This window comes from Streptomyces sp. NPDC003011, assembly GCF_053591515.1.
Map to the genome: position 1 here is coordinate 40,645 of NZ_JBSFTY010000004.1, position 15,881 is coordinate 56,525.

Consider the following 15,881-nt stretch of genomic DNA (forward strand, 5'->3'; position numbering starts at 1 on the left):
CAGCCCGTGCCCCCTACCGCGCTCACGCTCACATCCGGGACACGTTCCGCTCGTACACCAACCGCAGTCCGATCAGCGTCAGCCACGGCTCGTGCTCGTCGATCACCGACGACTCGCCCAGCACCATCGGCGCGAGCCCACCCGTCGCGATGACCGTCACGTCCTGCGGGTCCTCCGCCAGCTCCCGCGCCATCCGGTTCACGACCCCGTCCACCTGGCCGGCGAACCCGTAGATGATCCCGGACTGCATCGCCTCGACCGTGTTCTTGCCGATCACGCTCCGCGGGCGCGCCACCTCGATCTTCCGCAGCTGCGCCCCCTTGACGCCGAGCGCCTCGACGGAGATCTCGATACCGGGCGCGATGACACCGCCGACGTACTCCCCGCGCGCGGAGACCGCGTCGAACGTCGTCGCCGTGCCGAAGTCCACGACGATGGCCGGGCCGCTGTACAGCTCGACCGCCGCCACCGCGTTGATGATCCGGTCCGCGCCGACCTCCTTGGGGTTGTCGGTCAGGATCGGCACGCCCGTCTTCACGCCCGGCTCGACGAGCACGGCGGGCACGTCACCGTAGTAGCGGCGCGTCACCTCGCGCAGTTCGTGCAGCACGGAGGGCACGGTCGCGCAGATCGCGATCCCGTCGATGCCGTCGCCCAGCTCGTCGCCGAGGAGCGGGTGCATGCCCATCAGGCCCTGGAGCAGCACCGCCAGCTCGTCGGCCGTGCGGCGGGCGTCCGTGGAGATCCGCCAGTGCTCGACGATGTCCTCGCCGTCGAACAGACCCAGGACCGTGTGCGTGTTGCCCACGTCGATCGTGAGGAGCATCGCGGCTACTCCGCCTCGCGCAGGTCCAGGCCGATGTCCAGGATCGGCGAGGAGTGGGTGAGGGCCCCTACGGCGAGGTAGTCGACGCCGGTGCCGGCGTAGGCCTTGGCGTTGTCCAGGGTGAGCCGGCCGGAGGCCTCCAGCGCGGCTCGGCCGTGGACGAGGGCCACGGCCTCCTCGCACTCGCCCGGCGTGAAGTTGTCCAGCAGGATCAGGTCGGCGCCGGCGTCCACCACCTCGCGCAGCTGGTGCAGGGTGTCGACCTCGACCTCGATCGGCACGTCCGGGAAGGCCTCCCGTACGGCCTTGAAGGCCTGGGCGACGCCGCCCGCGGCGACCACGTGGTTGTCCTTGACCAGGGCCGCGTCGGACAGCGACATGCGGTGATTGACGCCGCCGCCGCAGCGCACCGCGTACTTCTCCAGGGAGCGCAGGCCGGGCGTCGTCTTGCGGGTGTCCCGCACGCGCGCCTTGGTGCCCTCCAGGGCGTCCGCCCACGCGCGCGTGGCCGTCGCGATGCCCGACAGGCGGCACAGGAGGTTCAGCGCGCTGCGTTCGGCGGTCAGGAGGTCGCGGGTGCGGGTGGTGACCGAGAGGAGCTTCTGGCCCTCCTCGACCCGGTCGCCGTCCTCCACGTGCCGCTCGACCTCCAGCTCGTCCGTGCAGACGACCGAGAGGACCGCTTCGGCGACCCGGAGGCCGGCCACGACGCCCGCCTCGCGTGCGGTGAAGTCGGCGGTGGCGACCGCGTCCTCGGGGATGGTCGCGACCGTCGTCACGTCCACGCCGTGGTCGAGGTCCTCCTGGATGGCGACGTTGGCGAGGTCCTCGACCTCCACGGGGTCGAGGCCGGCGTCGGCCAGGAGTTGCGCGAGCGCGGGGTCGAGCCCGCACTCCAGGTATTCCTCGTCGCCGTCGGCGCCACAGGCACAGCCGTCGCCGCAGCCGCCGGTCGGCGCGAGGGGAAGGTCGGGGGTGCTCACTTTGGTCACTGCTCCTGGGGACGCTGCGCCGGCTGGTGCTGCCGGGTCGGGGGGAAGTCTGCGGTATCGGTGGTGTGTACGGCGAGTGTGCGGTCCGGATTGAGCCGTACGACGATGTGACGGCGCCACCGGGTGTCGTCACGCTCGGCGTGGTCCTCGCGCCAGTGGCAGCCCCTGGTCTCCTCGCGCAGGCGCGCGGCGGTGACCAGGACCCGGGCCACGCACAGCAGGTTGGTGGCCTCCCAGGTGTCGACGCCGGGCTCGGCGGTCTTGCCGTTCTCGTCGAGGGCGTCCCGGGCTTCGGTGTGCAGCCGCTGGAGGGCGTCCGCCGCGGTGGCCATGGACGCGGCGGAGCGCAGGACGCCCGCGCCCTCCGTCATGATCCGCTGGATGGCGAACCGGTCCTCGGCGGCGAGCAGGGGGTGGGCGGGCCTTTCGGGGTGCTCGACCGGGGCGGGCACGCGCGCGTGCAGGCCGTCGCCGGCGCGGCTCGCCGCGATGTCGGCGACGATGCGCTCGGCGTAGACCAGCCCTTCCAGGAGGGAGTTCGACGCGAGCCGGTTCGCGCCGTGCACGCCGGTGCAGGCGACCTCGCCGCACGCGTACAGGCCGGGGACGGTGGTGCGGCCGTGCGGGTCGGTGCGGACGCCGCCGGAGGCGTAGTGGGCGGCCGGGGCGATCGGGATGGGCTCGTGGACCGGGTCGATGCCGTGCGCGCGGCAGGCGGCGAGGATCGTCGGGAAGCGGTGCTCCCACATGTCGGCGCCGAAGTGCCGGGCGTCGAGGAACATGTGCTCGGCGCCCTGCTCCTGCATGCGGCGCATGATGCCCTTGGCGACGATGTCCCGGGGCGCGAGCTCGGCGAGTTCGTGCTGCCCGGCCATGAAGCGCACGCCGTGGGCGTCCACCAGGTGGGCGCCCTCGCCGCGGACCGCCTCGGAGACGAGGGGCTGCTGGCCCTCCGCGTCCGGGCCCAGGAACAGCACCGTCGGGTGGAACTGCACGAACTCCAGGTCGGAGACCTCCGCGCCCGCGCGCAGGGCCAGCGCCACGCCGTCGCCCGTCGACACGGACGGGTTGGTGGTCGCCGAGAAGACCTGGCCCATGCCGCCCGTCGCGAGGACGACCGCGGGGGCGTGCACGGCGCCCACGCCGTCGTGCTGGCCCTCTCCCATGACGTGCAGGGTGACACCGGCGGTGCGGCCGTCGGCGTCCGTGAGGAGGTCCAGGACGAGCGCGTTCTCGATCGTGCGCAGGCCGCGCGCGCGGACCGCCTCGACCAGCGCGCGGGAGATCTCCGCGCCGGTCGCGTCGCCGCCGGCGTGCGCGATCCGGCGGCGGTGGTGGCCGCCCTCGCGGGTCAGTTCCAGCCGCCCTTCGGACGACTCGTCGAAGTGGGCGCCGGTCTCGATGAGCCGGCGTACGGCGTCGGGGCCCTCGGTGACGAGGATCCGTACGGCTTCCTCGTCGCACAGGCCCGCGCCCGCGACCAGCGTGTCGTCCAGGTGCTGTTCGGGCGTGTCGCCGTCGCCGAGGGCCGCGGCGATGCCGCCCTGCGCCCAGCGGGTGGAGCCGTCGTCGAGGCGGGCCTTGGTGACGACGACCGTCTTCAGGCCGGCCGCCTCGCAGCGCAGGGCGGCGGTCAGGCCCGCGACGCCGGAGCCGACGACCACGACGTCCGCGGCGATGTTCCACCCGGGCGCGGGCGCGTGCAGTCGTATGCCTGTGCTGGTCACGAGGCGGCTCCGAAGGTCAGGGGGATGTTGTCGATCAGCCGGGTCGTCCCGACCCGGGCGGCGACGGCGAGGACGGCCTCGCCGGTGAAGTCGTCCTCGATCTCGGTGAAGTCGGACGGGTCGACGAGTGCCAGGTAGTCCAGCGCGAGCGGGGGGCTGAGGCGGGCGGCGTCGTCGAGGACCAGGCGGGCCGCCGCGCGGACCGCCGCGGGGCCGGCCGGAGCGGCTTTCGCGACGGCGTGCGTGTCGGCCGCCGCGCGGGACTCCCCTATGGCGCTCAGCGCCTCGGCACGCGCGCGGGTGGCGGGCACTTCGCGGGCCCGCGCGCGCAGCGCCTCCTGCGCCGCGTGCCGGTCGCGGCCGGCGAACAGCGCGCGGGACAGGGCGAGCGCCGTGCGCCGCTCGGCCGGCGAGAGGTAGCGGTTGCGGCTGGACAGGGCCAGGCCGTCGTCCTCGCGCACGGTGGGCACGCCGACGATCTCGACGCCGAAGTTCAGGTCCCGCACCATGCGGCGGATCAGGGCGAGCTGCTGGGCGTCCTTCTGGCCGTACAGCGCGATGTCGGGGTGGGTCAGGTGCAGCAGCTTGGCGACGACGGTGAGCATGCCGTCGAAGTGGCCGGGGCGCGAGCTGCCCTCCAGGCGCTCTCCCATGGGGCCGGCGCTGACCCGGACCTGCGGCTCGCCGCCCGGGTACACCTCGTCCACGGAGGGCGCGAACACGGCGTCGGCGCCGGACTGTTCGGCGAGCTTGAGGTCGGCGTCCAGGGTGCGCGGATAGCGGTCGAGGTCCTCGCCCCGGCCGAACTGCAGCGGGTTCACGAAGACGGTGACGACGACCTCGCCGTCGGGCCCGGCGATCTCGCGCGCGGTGCGGACGAGCGTGGCGTGGCCCTCGTGCAGGGCGCCCATGGTCATCACGACGGCGCGGCGGCCCCCGCGCGCGCGGGCGTGCAGCGCGTCGGCGGTGCGCAGCAGGGCGGTGGTCATGAGGCGTCCCCTTCGGTGCCGTCGGTCCCGTGGGCGAGTACCCCGAGGAGGTCCTCCGCGAGTTCCGGCTTCAGCAGGCCGTGCGCGAGCGCCCGGTCCGCCGTCGCGCGCGCCATGGCCAGGTAGCCGGCGACGGTCTGCGGGGCGTGCTTGCGCAGCTGCTCGACGTGGGCGGCGACCGTGCCCGCGTCCCCGCGCGCGACAGGGCCGGTCAGGGCCGCGTCGCCGGAGCGCAGGGCGTTGTCGAGGGCGGCGCCGAGCAGCGGGCCGAGCATCCGGTCGGGGGCCTCGACGCCGGACGCGCGCAGCAGTTCCAGGGACTGGGCGACCAGGGTCACCAGGTGGTTGGCGCCCAGCGCGAGCGCCGCGTGGTAGAGCGGCCGCATCTCCTCGGCGATCCACTCGGGTTCGCCGCCCATCTCGATGACGAGTGCCTCGGCGGCCAGCCGCAGCTCCTCGGGGGCGGTGACGCCGAACGAGCAGCCGGCCAGGCGCTGCACGTCCACGGGCGTGCCGGTGAAGGTCATCGCCGGGTGCAGGGCCAGCGGCAGCGCGCCCGCGCGAAGGGCGGGGTCCAGGACCTTCGCGCCGTACCGGCCGGAGGTGTGCACCAGCAGCTGCCCCGGCCGTACGGCGCCGGTCTCGGCGAGGCCCTCGACGAGACCGGGCAGGGTGTCGTCGGGGACGGTCAGCAGGACCAGGTCGGCGCGGGCCATGACCTCGGCGGGCGGCACGAGCGGCACGTCGGGCAGCAGCTGGGCGGCCCGGCGCCGGGAGGCGTCCGAGACCCCGGAGACGGCCACCGGACGGTGCCCGGCGAGCTGGAGGGACGCGGCCAGCGCGGGGCCCACCCGGCCGGCGCCGACGACGCCGACGGTGAGCCGCGCGGGGCGGTCCTTGGGGTCTGGCAGTTGGACTGTACTCACGCGACGGCGGCCTTCCCGTTCCAGTCCGCTCTGGGTACCGGACGATTTCTCGTCATGTTAACGCGATTGGTTCGAGGGGCGTCCGGTTGTCCACAGGCTGTGGGTTTCCGTGCGCCGCGCGCGCCATGCCGGGCGTGGCGCGCAGGTACGGCGGGGACACGGAAATCCGGATGACCCCGCCGGGAGCCGCGGGCATGATCCGATCATGAGCGATACGGCGGAGCGGACGCGGGACGGGCAGGGACCGGAGCGGGTCTCCGACGAGGAGCGGCGCAAGCAGCGCAGAGAGCGGCGCACAGCGGCCTGCCGGGGCGCCGAGCGCGCCCTGGCACGCCTCGGTTTCCACGGCACGCTCCGGGAGCGCCTGGCCGTGCTGGAGGCGGCGTCGGACCTGTACGACCTGGACGAGACGTCGGACATCTACGGCGACGGCATCGTCGAGGCCCTGGAGCAGAGGGTCGCGGGCCTGCTCGGCACGGAGGCCGCGGCCTTCTTCCCGACGGGCACGATGGCCCAGCAGGTGGCCCTGCGCTGCTGGGCGGGCCGCACCGGCGACCCGAAGGTCGCCCTGCACGGGCTGGCCCATCCCGAACTGCACGAACGGAACGCGCTGAGCCAGGTCGGCGGGTTGCGCCCGGTCCGGGTGACGAGCGAGCCCCGGCTGCCGACCCCGGACGAGGTGCGCGACTTCGACGAGCCCTTCGGGACGCTGATGCTCGAACTTCCCCTCAGGGACGCCGGTTTCGTGCTCCCCTCCTGGGAGGAGCTCGTCGAGGTCGTGGAGGCGGCCCGGGAACGGGACGCCGTGGTCCACTTCGACGGGGCCCGCCTGTGGGAGTCCACCGTGCACTTCGGCCGTCCCCTGGAGGAGATCGCGGGTCTGGCGGACAGCGTCTACGTGTCGTTCTACAAGGCCCTCGACGGATACGGCGGCGCCGCCCTGGCCGGCCCGAGGACGCTGGTCGAGGAGGCGAAGGCCTGGCGGCACCGGTACGGCGGGACCGTCTTCCAGCAGTTCCCGACCGCGCTGTCGGCCCTGGCCGGCCTGGAGCGGGAGCTGCCCCGGCTGCCCGCGTACGTGGCGCACGCGCGCGTGGTGGCCGACGCGCTGCGCGAGGGGTTCGCGGCGGCGGGGGTTCCGTGGGCGCGCGTGCACCCCGAGGTGCCGCACACCCACGACTTCCAGGTCTGGCTGCCGTACGACGCCGACGTCCTCTCGGAGGCCGCGATCCGGCAGGCCGAGGAGACGAAGACCGTCCTGTTCGCCCACGCCTGGGACCGGAAGGGCCCGGGTCTGGCCTGCACGGAGGTGTACGTACGGGCGTCCGGCCTGGAGTGGACGCCCGAGGACGTGCGGGCGGCGGTCGCGGAGTTCGTCGCCCGGCTGACCGAGGAGGCCGGCGGGTAGTCGGCCGGTGGCGCGGGCCCGCGGACGCGGCAGGCGGCTCACGGCCGGCCGTGTCCGCCCGCGCGCCGGACGCCCGGCGAGCACCGCCCGGAACGCGCGGTACGCACGCGCCTGGACGTCACCGTGGTGGCCCGGCTGGGCGGCGACTTCCTGGAGGGACCTCCGCCAGGGCCTGAGCCGCCGTTCAAGCGCCCGGGCGGCCGTTAGTCGAACCGGATGTGCCGGATCCCCACCCGCACCTGCCGCAGCCGGGTCCGCAGCGCGCCCTCGTTGTTCGGCAGAAGGGTCAGCCCGGCCGAGACGGCGACGCGGTCCGCCGTCCTCGGCACGGTCGTGCGGTCGGTCCACAGGTGCTCGGCGAACTCGGGTTCCCGCAAACGCTCCAGGCAGTGGTCGAGCTGTCGTACGGCCCAGCTCTCGCCGCGCAGGGCGGCGTTCCTCCCGGCGACGTACTGAAGGAGGTGACCCGGGCCACGCTCACGCAGTCGCCTCAGGACGGTCTCGCGCTCGGCGAGGAGTGTGAAGTGGCGTACGTCGTGCCCGAGTCCGCGCAGCCGGCCGACAGTCTCCGCGAAGTGACCGGAGTCCGTCACGGTCATCGGGACGATCACCACCCCGTCGTGCCGGGTGAGCGCGAGGTCGAGCACTTCGACGACGCCCTGCCGCCAGGACACCAGGTCCTGGAAGTCCCCCCGCAGTCCGGGCGGCAGCATGCGGCGCAGCCCGAAGCCGACGTGTTCGGGGTCGCAGACGACGCTGCCGGGCAGCCGCCGCCGGAGCTCGTACGCGGTCTGTGTCTTGCCGCCCCCGAAGGGGCCGTTGATCCACAGAAGCATGCTCAGACCCTAGGCCCGGCCGGCCGCCCGCGACACCGCGGGCACGCCCGCGCGCCTCAGCCGTGTCCGCCCGCGCGCACCAGGCCCGTCTCGTACGCCAGGACGACCACCTGCACCCGGTCCCGCAGCCCCAGCTTGGTCAGGATGCGGCCCACATGGGTCTTCACAGTCGCCTCGGACAGCACCAGGCGGGCCGCGATCTCGCCGTTGGACAGGCCCTGGGCGACCAGCAGCATGACCTCGCGCTCACGGTCGGTGAGCCGTTCCACTTCCTTGTGCTGGGGCTCCTTGCCGGCGCTCGGCAGCATCGGCGCGAAGCGGTCGAGCAGACGGCGCGTGGTCGACGGCGCCACCACCGCGTCGCCGCTGTGCACCGAGCGGATCGCGGCGAGCAGCTCACCGGGCGGCACGTCCTTGAGCATGAAGCCCGAGGCGCCCGCCTTCAGCCCGGAGAAGGCGTACTCGTCCAGGTCGAAGGTGGTCAGGATCAGCACCTTCGGCGGGTCGGCCTCCATGCAGATGCGGCGGGTGGTCTCCACCCCGTCCAGCTTCGGCATCCGGACGTCCATCAGCACGACGTCGACGGCGGTCGCGCGCAGCACCTGAAGGGCCTCGACGCCGTCACCCGCCTCCGCGACGACCTCCATGTCCGGCTGGGCGGCGAGCACCATCCGGAACCCGGTGCGCAGCAGCACCTGGTCGTCGACGAGCATCACGCGGATCGTCATCGGTCCTTCTTCCATGGATCGTTGCCGGCTGGGGGCGTTACAGGTGTCAACACAGGGCGTGCGTCGGCGTCAGTGCGCTGGTTTGAGCGGGAGCAGCGCACTGATGCGGAATCCTCCGCCGGGGCGCGGGCCCGCGTCCAGGGTGCCGCCGACCATGCCGACCCGCTCGCGCATACCGATCAGGCCATGGCCCCGGCCGTCGGCGCCGCCCTCCTCGTACAGTTCGTGCGGGGCGCCCTTGCCGTCGTCCTCGACGAGCAGGCCGAGACCGTCGTCGAAGTACACCAGGCGGACGCTGGCCCCCACGTTCGGCCCGCCGTGCTTGCGGGTGTTGGTCAGCGCCTCCTGCACGATGCGGTACGCGGTCAGCTCGACGCCGCTGGGCAGGGGCCGGGGGGTGCCCTCGACCTTGAAGTCGACGGGCAGCCCGGAGCCACGGCACTGCTCGACGAGGTCCTCGATCTGCTCCACGTCGGGCTGCGGCACGTACTCGCCGCCCTCCTGGTGCTCGCCGGTGCGCAGGACTCCCAGCAGGCGGCGCATCTCGGCGAGTGCCTGGCGGCCGGTGGAGGAGATCGTCTCCAGGGCCTTCTTCGCCTGGTCGGGGGCGGCGTCGAGGACGTAGGCGGCGCCGTCGGCCTGCACCACCATCACCGACACGTTGTGCGCGACGACGTCGTGCAGCTCGCGGGCGATCCGGGCGCGCTCGGCGGCGACCGCGACCTTCGACTGCGCCTCGCGCTCCTTCTCCAGACGCGCGGCCCGCTCCTCCAGCTGCGCGAAGTAGGCGCGGCGGGTGCGGATCGAGTCGCCGAGCACCCAGGCCAGCGCGAACGGCACCGTCTGGAAGACCATGATGGCGACGTTGCCCAGGACGCTCGTGTCGTCGCTCGGCCAGCGCAGTTGTGCCAGGGGGGCCGCGCACAGGCCCACCCCCAGGGCGAGGCGGGAGGCCCAGCGGGCGCCCGTCGCGGCCACGGTGTAGACGATCACCAGCAGGGCGAAGTCGGCGGCTCTCGTCTCGACGTCCAGCACGAGCTGGGCGAGTCCCAGGGCGAAGGCCAGCAGCAGCATCTTCTCCGGCATGCGCCGGCGCAACGCGATCACCAGGCACAACAGGAGGACGACCGGGGCGACGAGCGCCGGGGCGTCGGTGCCCTGGACGGCGTGGCGGGCCTCCTCGCTGGCCGCCGAGATCCCGAGCAGGACAACGGCCCAGAAGCTGTCGACCCAGGTCGGGTGGCGGCGAAGGAAGTCATAGAGGCGCTGCACGTAACCCAGCGTAGGGAAGGCGGATGCGTGCAGGGGTCAACCGGAGGGCCGATCCGTACGCCGTGCGCATACTCCGCAAGGTGGAGGCTCCGTTCCCCAGTGCGCCTAACCTGGCGGCGTGACGGAGGAGAAAGCGGGCATGTGGCGCGGCTGGCGGGCGGCGGCGGAAGCCGCGCTGTACGGGCCGGACGGCTTCTATCGCAGGCCGGAGGGGCCGGCCGGGCACTTCCGTACGTCCGTGCACGCGTCGCCGCTGTTCGCCGGGGCCGTGGCCGGACTGCTGTGCCGGGTCGACGAGGCGCTGGGGCACCCCGCGGAGCTCGGCTTCGTCGACATGGCCGCGGGCCGGGGCGAACTGGCCGCCGGGGTGCTCGCCGCCCTGCCCGCCGAGGTGGCCGCCCGCGCGCGCGGGTACGCCGTCGAGATCGCCGGCCGTCCCGCGCACCTCGATCACCGGATCGAGTGGCTGGCCGAGCCGCCGGAGGGGATCACCGGACTGCTGTTCGCCAACGAGTGGCTCGACAACGTGCCCGTCGAGGTCGCCGAGGTGGACCCCGCGGGCGTGCCGCGGCTGGTGCTCGTGCGGGAGGACGGCCGCGAGCGGCTCGGGGAGCCGGTCTGCGGGCCGCAGGCGCGCTGGCTCGCCCGGTGGTGGCCGCTGGCGACGGAGGAGGGGCTGCGGGCGGAGATCGGGCTGCCCAGGGACGAGGCGTGGGCGGCGGCCGTCGCCACCGTCGGGCGGGGGCTCGCGGTGGCCGTGGACTACGCGCACACCGCGGACACGCGTCCCCCGTTCGGCACCCTCACCGGCTTCCGGGACGGGCGTGGAACCGCGCCCGTGCCGGACGGGTCCTGCGACATCACGGCGCATGTCGCCCTGGACGCGTGCGCGCTCCCCGGAGGCCGCGTGGTCTCGCAGCGCGACGCCTTGCGCGCCCTGGGCATCACCGGCGTACGCCCCCCGCTCCCGCTGGCGTCCACCGATCCCGCCGCCTACCTGCGCGCCCTCGCGGGCGCTGGAGAAGCCGCCGAGCTCACCGCGCGGGGCGGACTCGGCGACTTCGGCTGGCTGCTCCAGCCGGTGGGCATCCCGGTGGACACCCCGGACGCACCGCTGGGCGGCCTACTTGTCGATGTCCCCGACCACGAAGAACAGTGACCCCAGGATCGCCACCATGTCCGCCACCAGCGTGCCCGGCAGCAGCACGGCGAGCGCCTGGATGTTGTTGTAGGACGCCGAGCGCAGCTTCAGCCGGTAGGGGGTCTTCTCGCCCTTGCTGACCAGGTAGTAGCCGTTGATGCCGAGGGGGTTCTCGGTCCACGCGTACGTGTGGCCCTCGGGCGCCTTCAGGACCTTGGGCAGCCGCTGGTTGACCGGGCCGGGCGGCAGGCCGGCGAGCCGGTCGAGACAGGCGTCGGCCAGGTCGAGCGCGTTGTGCGTCTGCTCCAGCAGGACCTCGAAGCGGGCGAGACAGTCGCCCTCCTGCCGGGTCACCACCTTCAGCGTGTCCTGGAGCTCCCCGTACGCGAGGTACGGCTCGTCGCGGCGCAGGTCGAGGTCGACGCCCGAGGCGCGCGCGATCGGCCCGCTCACGCCGTAGGCGTGCACGGCCTCAGGACTCAGGACGCCCACGCCCCGCGTGCGCCCCCGGAAGATCTCATTGCCGAGCACCAGGTCGTCGAAGCGGTCCATGCGGGAGCGCACGGCGGCGACGGCCGCACGCGCGCGTACCGCCCATCCGGCCGGCAGGTCCTCCTTGAGGCCGCCGACGCGGTTGAACATGTAGTGCATCCGCCCGCCGGAGACCTCCTCCATGACGTTCTGGAGCACCTCGCGCTCGCGGAACGCGTAGAAGACCGGCGTGATGCCGCCCAGCTCCAGGGGATAGGACCCCAGGAACATCAGGTGGTTCAGCACCCGGTTCAGCTCGGCGAGCAGGGTGCGGGTCCACACCGCGCGCGGGGGGACCTCCATGCCGAGCATGCGCTCGACGCCCAGGACCACACCCAGCTCGTTGGAGAACGCCGACAGCCAGTCGTGGCGGTTGGCGAGCATGATGATCTGACGGTAGTCGCGCGCCTCGAACAGCTTCTCCGCGCCGCGGTGCATGTAGCCGATCACCGGCTCCGCGTGCTGGATCCGCTCGCCGTCCAGGACGAGCCTGAGGCGCAGCACACCGTGCGTGGACGGGTGCTGCGGGCCGATGTTGAGCACCATGTCGGTGCTCTCCGCGGCGCCGCCGATTCCGACCATGGTCTCCGTCGTGGGAGTCATGGGCACAGTCTCTCCTACGTACGCTGGCCGTATGGAGACGGGGAGCACGGGGAGCACGGCGGACACGGGGACGACGGGGGACGAGCCGGTGTGGACCGGGCTGCCGCCGAGGCTGCTGACCATGCGACGGCTGTTGCTGGTGGTGTGGATGGGGTTGCTCACCGTGGGGCTGGCGGTGCTGCTGTACCTGCTCGCCGGGCCGGCCTGGGCCGCCTTCGCCCTGCTGCCGCCGGCGCTGACGACCTGGGGCTGGGTGCTGCTCGGCCGCAACTGGGCCTCCTGGCGGTACGCCGAACGCGCCGACGACCTGCTGATCAGCCGGGGTGTGCTGTGGCAGGAGGAGACCGTCGTGCCGTACGGGCGGATGCAGCTGGTCGAGGTGACCTCCGGGCCGGTCGAACGCCACTTCCGGCTGGCCAGCGTGCAGCTGCACACCGCTGCCGCGGCGACCGACGCGACCATCCCGGGCCTCGACCCGGCCGAGGCGGAACGGCTGCGCGACCGGCTCACCGAGCTCGGTGAAGCCCGATCGGCGGGGCTGTGACGACGCCCGGCGCCGACGGCGTACCCGTGAAGCGGCCCCTGGTCGAGCGGCGGCTGCATCCGATAACCCCGCTCAGGCGGGCGTGGGCGCCGGTCGCCGTGCTCATCGGGTGGGCCGTGCACGACCCCGACCAGGCGCAGCGCCAGCTGACCCGGCTGACGACCACGACCCTGCTCGTCGCCCTCGCCGTACTCATCCCGGCCGCCGGCCTCTACGGCTTCCTGACCTGGTGGTTCACCCACTTCGCGGTGACCGAGACCGAACTGCGCATCCGCACCGGCCTGGTGTTCCGGCGCACGGCGCACATCCGGCTGGAGCGGATCCAGGCCGTCGACATCACCCAGCCGCTGCTCGCGCGGGTCGCGGGCGTCGCGAAACTCAAACTCGACGTCATCGGTACGGACAAGAAGGACGAGCTCGCCTTCCTGGGCGAGGGCGAGGCGCGTGCGCTGCGCGCCGAACTCCTCGCGCGCGCCGCCGGTTTCGCGCCCGAGACGGCGCACGAGGTCGGTGAGGCGCCCTCCCGCGAGCTGCTGCGCGTACCGCCGGGTGTCCTGGCCGTCTCGCTGCTCCTGACCGGCGCGACCTGGGGCACCCTGCTCGCCGCGCTCGTCGTGCCGTCGGTGCTGTGGCTGACCACCCACAGCCTGTGGACGGTCCTCGCGACCGGGGTGCCGCTGCTGGGCGCGGCCGGCGCGAGCAGCGTGGGACGGTTCGTCACCGAGTACGACTGGACGGTGGGCGAGTCGCCGGACGGGCTGCGCATCGACCACGGACTGCTCGACCGTACGCACGAGACGGTGCCGCCGGGACGCGTGCAGACCGTACGGATCGTGGAGCCGCTGCTGTGGCGGCGCTGGAAGTCCCCCGCCTCGGCCGGCGCCGGGAGCGCGGGCGGCTGGGTGCGGGTGGAGCTGGACGTGGCCGGGTCGTCCAACTCGATGCTGGTGCCGGTCGCTCCCCGCGCGGTCGCCGAGGCCATCGTCGCGCGCGTGCTGCCCGGAGTGACCGTGCCGCCGCCGTCGGCGCTGTCCCGGCCGCCCCGGCGGGCCCGGCGGTGCGTGCCGCTGTGGTGGCGCGGCTACGGACTCGCGGTCGGCGACGGCGTGTTCGCGGCCCGGGAGGGGCTGCTGCGACGGAGCCTGTCGCTCGTGCCCCACGCGAAGGTGCAGAGCGTCCGGCTCGCTCAAGGGCCCTGGCAGCGCCTGTGGCGGCTCGCCGACGTGCACGTGGACACGGGGGCCGGCAAGACGGTCACAGCCCGCCTGCGGGACGCCCAGGAGGCGGCCGAGCTGCTGCGGGGACAGGCGGAGCGGTCGCGGACGGGCCGCAAGGACGCGCGGCCGGACCGCTGGATGGTGTCCTGACCGCGGGCGGCCGTTACGACACCGCGCTCCGCAGCCCCTGGACGTCGATCTGCTCCGTCTCGTCGTGGGCCGTCAGGTCGATCACCTGGCCGACACTCCGCGACACCTCGTCGGCCGGCTTGAACTCCCCCTCGGACTCGGCCTTGTGGAGGGCGAGCGCCTCCTGGCCGACCACGTCGGCGAGGTCCTCGTTCTGCACGGCCTCCAGGGCGGCCGGCGTGGCCCCCTTCTTCGTCCCGAAGAAGTCGAAGCCGCCCTCGACGGCGAGACGCCGTGCGGGCGCCGGCGGGACGACCGCCACCGCGGTCGGCGCTATGAAGTGCCCGGAGGGCTGCTGGGCGGGCTGGGTCGTCCTGGCCGAAGTGGCGGCGGTCGCGCGCTCGTGCTCGTCGACCGCCTCGGGCTTCCCCTGCGCCTCGTCCTCCTGCGCGGCCTCCGTCTGACTGCCCTCGGCATCACCGGCCGCAGCCCTCTGGGCGGAGCCGGCCGTCACCGGATCGTCGGTGGCGGCGGGGGCGGGGGCGGGTATGGGCGCGTCGGTGGCCGGAGGCTGGGGCCCGCCCTCGGTGCGGTCCCGGGACTCGGAGGTCTTCGCGGGCTCAAGGGCTTCGGAAAACGCGGGGGCTTCGGGGGCTTCGGGGGCTTCGGGGGCTTCGGTAGAAGACTCGCGGGCCTCGGAGGCGGGCTCCGGGTCCTCGGGGGCCTCAGGGGCGTCGGCCGTCGGGGCGTCCAGCGGCTCGGCCTTCGCCGTACCGCCGCCCCCGTGCTCGTCGCCCTCGTCGCCCTCGTCGCCGCGGGCGTCGCCGCCGCCGTTCTCGTCCAAGCGCGCGAGTGCGCCCTTCGCGCGCAGGAACAGCTGGGAGCCTTCCGGCGAGAAGACCGTGCGAGCCACGGGGGTCTCCTCCGCGGGCGTCTCCTCCGCGGGCGTCTGCCGCGCGCTCTCCTCGGCCGGGGCAGCCGCAGCCCCCGCCGCCGCCACCGGCGCGGCCGGTGAGGGCAGCAGCGCGCGGGCGGGACCCGAGGCCTCTATCTCCAGCTGACGGCGGCCCTCCAGGGCGCTCGCCCGCTCGGTCTCCGCCGTGGCGTACCGCCGCAGCAGCGCCGCGTGCTCGTTGCGCAGGCCCGCCAGTTCCGACCGCTTCGCCCGCAGCCGCTGCTCCAGCTTGATCCGCAGCTCGCGCGACTCCTCAAGGTCGGTCTCCAGTTCGGCGACCCGCTCCTCGAAGCGCCACTCGTCGCCCGCACGCGCGCGCGTGAGGTCGGCGACCTGTTTGCCCGCCTGGATGTCCCAGCGGCGCAGGACGACCGCGCCGACGATCGCCGTCGCCGCGGCGGCCGCGGCCAGACCACGGAGCACCGCCGGCTCCGTGAACACCCAGGGGCCGAAGGCGCAGACGAGAGAGACGCCTGCGATCGCCGACGGGGGGAGCAGCCTGTGCAAGGGCGGGGAATGACGGTGACGTCCACGTGGCATGGCCAGAAACTTACCGCGCGTAGGCGAATCATGGTGCCCCGGCCCGTAAAAACACAGCCATCCCGCGGCCTTCACATGTCGTCAGGAATCACAAGCGCCACGGAATTCGCCGGTATCCGCATAAGAGCCCGCGAGAACAGCAAGATCATTTCTGTCGTCGGGCCGGCCGCCCGCTGAACCACCGGAGCGCCGCCGGAATCTCACTGCGCCCTCGCCATGAACATGAGGGTGTCCGGGTACGACCGCCTCGGCGGGCTGCAAAGCCGCGCGCGGGTAGTGGAGTTCGTGCATCAGCGCCTGCGCCGCACCCGATAACCGGTGGGGACGGTGACCGCGGGAATGCTCGGTGCGCGGTATGCGGACCCGCTCGATCGCCCGCTCGATCGCCCGCTCGATCGCCCGTCCGATGATGGCCGGAAGCCACCCGCCCGGACGCCTTTCACGTGTCGATCGCCGGAAGAGATCCACCGGACCGGGCGTGGTCACAGCGCCTGCCCCACCGCGCCGGCGAACAGCA

Annotated in this window: 14 protein-coding genes; 4 read left to right on the forward strand and 10 right to left on the reverse strand. The window is 73.8% G+C overall.

What is annotated here, in order from left to right; genetic code table 11:
* Positions 1-28 precede the first annotated feature (28 nt).
* The 5 genes from ACWD0J_RS03235 to ACWD0J_RS03255 are packed head-to-tail and all read right to left on the reverse strand — an operon-like array spanning position 29 to position 5,460.
* Positions 29-826, reverse strand: a complete 798-nt coding sequence (locus tag ACWD0J_RS03235; protein ID WP_451494004.1) for a type III pantothenate kinase — start codon at positions 824-826, stop codon at positions 29-31.
* Positions 827-831: 5 nt separating this feature from the next.
* On the reverse strand, positions 832-1,809 hold the full coding sequence (gene nadC, locus ACWD0J_RS03240) for a carboxylating nicotinate-nucleotide diphosphorylase (RefSeq protein WP_451494005.1): 978 nt from the start codon (positions 1,807-1,809) through the stop codon (positions 832-834).
* Positions 1,810-1,814: 5 nt separating this feature from the next.
* Positions 1,815-3,545, reverse strand: coding sequence for an L-aspartate oxidase (locus tag ACWD0J_RS03245; protein WP_451494006.1), 1,731 nt, complete (start codon positions 3,543-3,545; stop codon positions 1,815-1,817).
* A complete protein-coding gene (panC, locus tag ACWD0J_RS03250; protein ID WP_451494007.1) occupies positions 3,542-4,534 on the reverse strand; it encodes a pantoate--beta-alanine ligase in 993 nt (330 codons plus the stop codon). Before panC ends, ACWD0J_RS03245 begins: the two co-directional genes overlap by 4 nt.
* Complete coding sequence (locus ACWD0J_RS03255) at positions 4,531-5,460, reverse strand: Rossmann-like and DUF2520 domain-containing protein (protein ID WP_451494008.1); 930 nt, start codon at positions 5,458-5,460, stop codon at positions 4,531-4,533. Before ACWD0J_RS03255 ends, panC begins: the two co-directional genes overlap by 4 nt.
* Positions 5,461-5,665: 205 nt before the next feature.
* Here ACWD0J_RS03255 and ACWD0J_RS03260 point away from each other — a divergent pair, with 205 nt between their 5' ends.
* On the forward strand, positions 5,666-6,868 hold the full coding sequence (locus tag ACWD0J_RS03260; protein WP_451494009.1) for a threonine aldolase family protein: 1,203 nt from the start codon (positions 5,666-5,668) through the stop codon (positions 6,866-6,868).
* 203 nt (positions 6,869-7,071) lie between these two features.
* On the opposite strand, the gene ACWD0J_RS03265 is transcribed toward ACWD0J_RS03260, so the two are convergent.
* The 3 genes from ACWD0J_RS03265 to ACWD0J_RS03275 form a co-directional block, all read right to left on the reverse strand.
* Positions 7,072-7,704 (reverse strand): AAA family ATPase, encoded by a 633-nt coding sequence (locus tag ACWD0J_RS03265; RefSeq protein ID WP_451494010.1) that lies wholly within the window; start codon positions 7,702-7,704, stop codon positions 7,072-7,074.
* A gap of 56 nt (positions 7,705-7,760) precedes the next feature.
* A complete protein-coding gene (locus ACWD0J_RS03270; RefSeq protein ID WP_451494011.1) occupies positions 7,761-8,432 on the reverse strand; it encodes a response regulator in 672 nt (223 codons plus the stop codon).
* 69 nt (positions 8,433-8,501) lie between these two features.
* Positions 8,502-9,704 (reverse strand): sensor histidine kinase, encoded by a 1,203-nt coding sequence (locus ACWD0J_RS03275; protein WP_451494012.1) that lies wholly within the window; start codon positions 9,702-9,704, stop codon positions 8,502-8,504.
* Between the two features lie 139 nt (positions 9,705-9,843).
* Between ACWD0J_RS03275 and ACWD0J_RS03280 the strand changes: the two genes are divergently transcribed.
* A complete protein-coding gene (locus ACWD0J_RS03280; protein WP_451494093.1) occupies positions 9,844-10,863 on the forward strand; it encodes an SAM-dependent methyltransferase in 1,020 nt (339 codons plus the stop codon).
* Here the strand turns inward: ACWD0J_RS03280 and ACWD0J_RS03285 are convergent.
* The gene (locus ACWD0J_RS03285) at positions 10,828-11,979 is read right to left on the reverse strand and encodes an NADH-quinone oxidoreductase subunit D (RefSeq protein ID WP_451494013.1); all 1,152 of its coding nucleotides are present in this window, start codon (positions 11,977-11,979) and stop codon (positions 10,828-10,830) included. The two genes, ACWD0J_RS03280 and ACWD0J_RS03285, sit on opposite strands and share 36 nt — an antisense overlap.
* A gap of 31 nt (positions 11,980-12,010) precedes the next feature.
* Between ACWD0J_RS03285 and ACWD0J_RS03290 the strand changes: the two genes are divergently transcribed.
* Positions 12,011-12,523, forward strand: a complete 513-nt coding sequence (locus ACWD0J_RS03290) for a PH domain-containing protein (RefSeq protein WP_451494014.1) — start codon at positions 12,011-12,013, stop codon at positions 12,521-12,523.
* Positions 12,520-13,890, forward strand: a complete 1,371-nt coding sequence (locus ACWD0J_RS03295) for a PH domain-containing protein (RefSeq protein ID WP_451494015.1) — start codon at positions 12,520-12,522, stop codon at positions 13,888-13,890. The genes ACWD0J_RS03290 and ACWD0J_RS03295 overlap by 4 nt, the downstream gene beginning before the upstream one ends.
* A 13-nt stretch (positions 13,891-13,903) precedes the next feature.
* Here ACWD0J_RS03295 and ACWD0J_RS03300 read toward each other — a convergent pair whose 3' ends face one another.
* Complete coding sequence (locus ACWD0J_RS03300; protein ID WP_451494016.1) at positions 13,904-15,364, reverse strand: hypothetical protein; 1,461 nt, start codon at positions 15,362-15,364, stop codon at positions 13,904-13,906.
* Positions 15,365-15,881 lie beyond the last annotated feature (517 nt).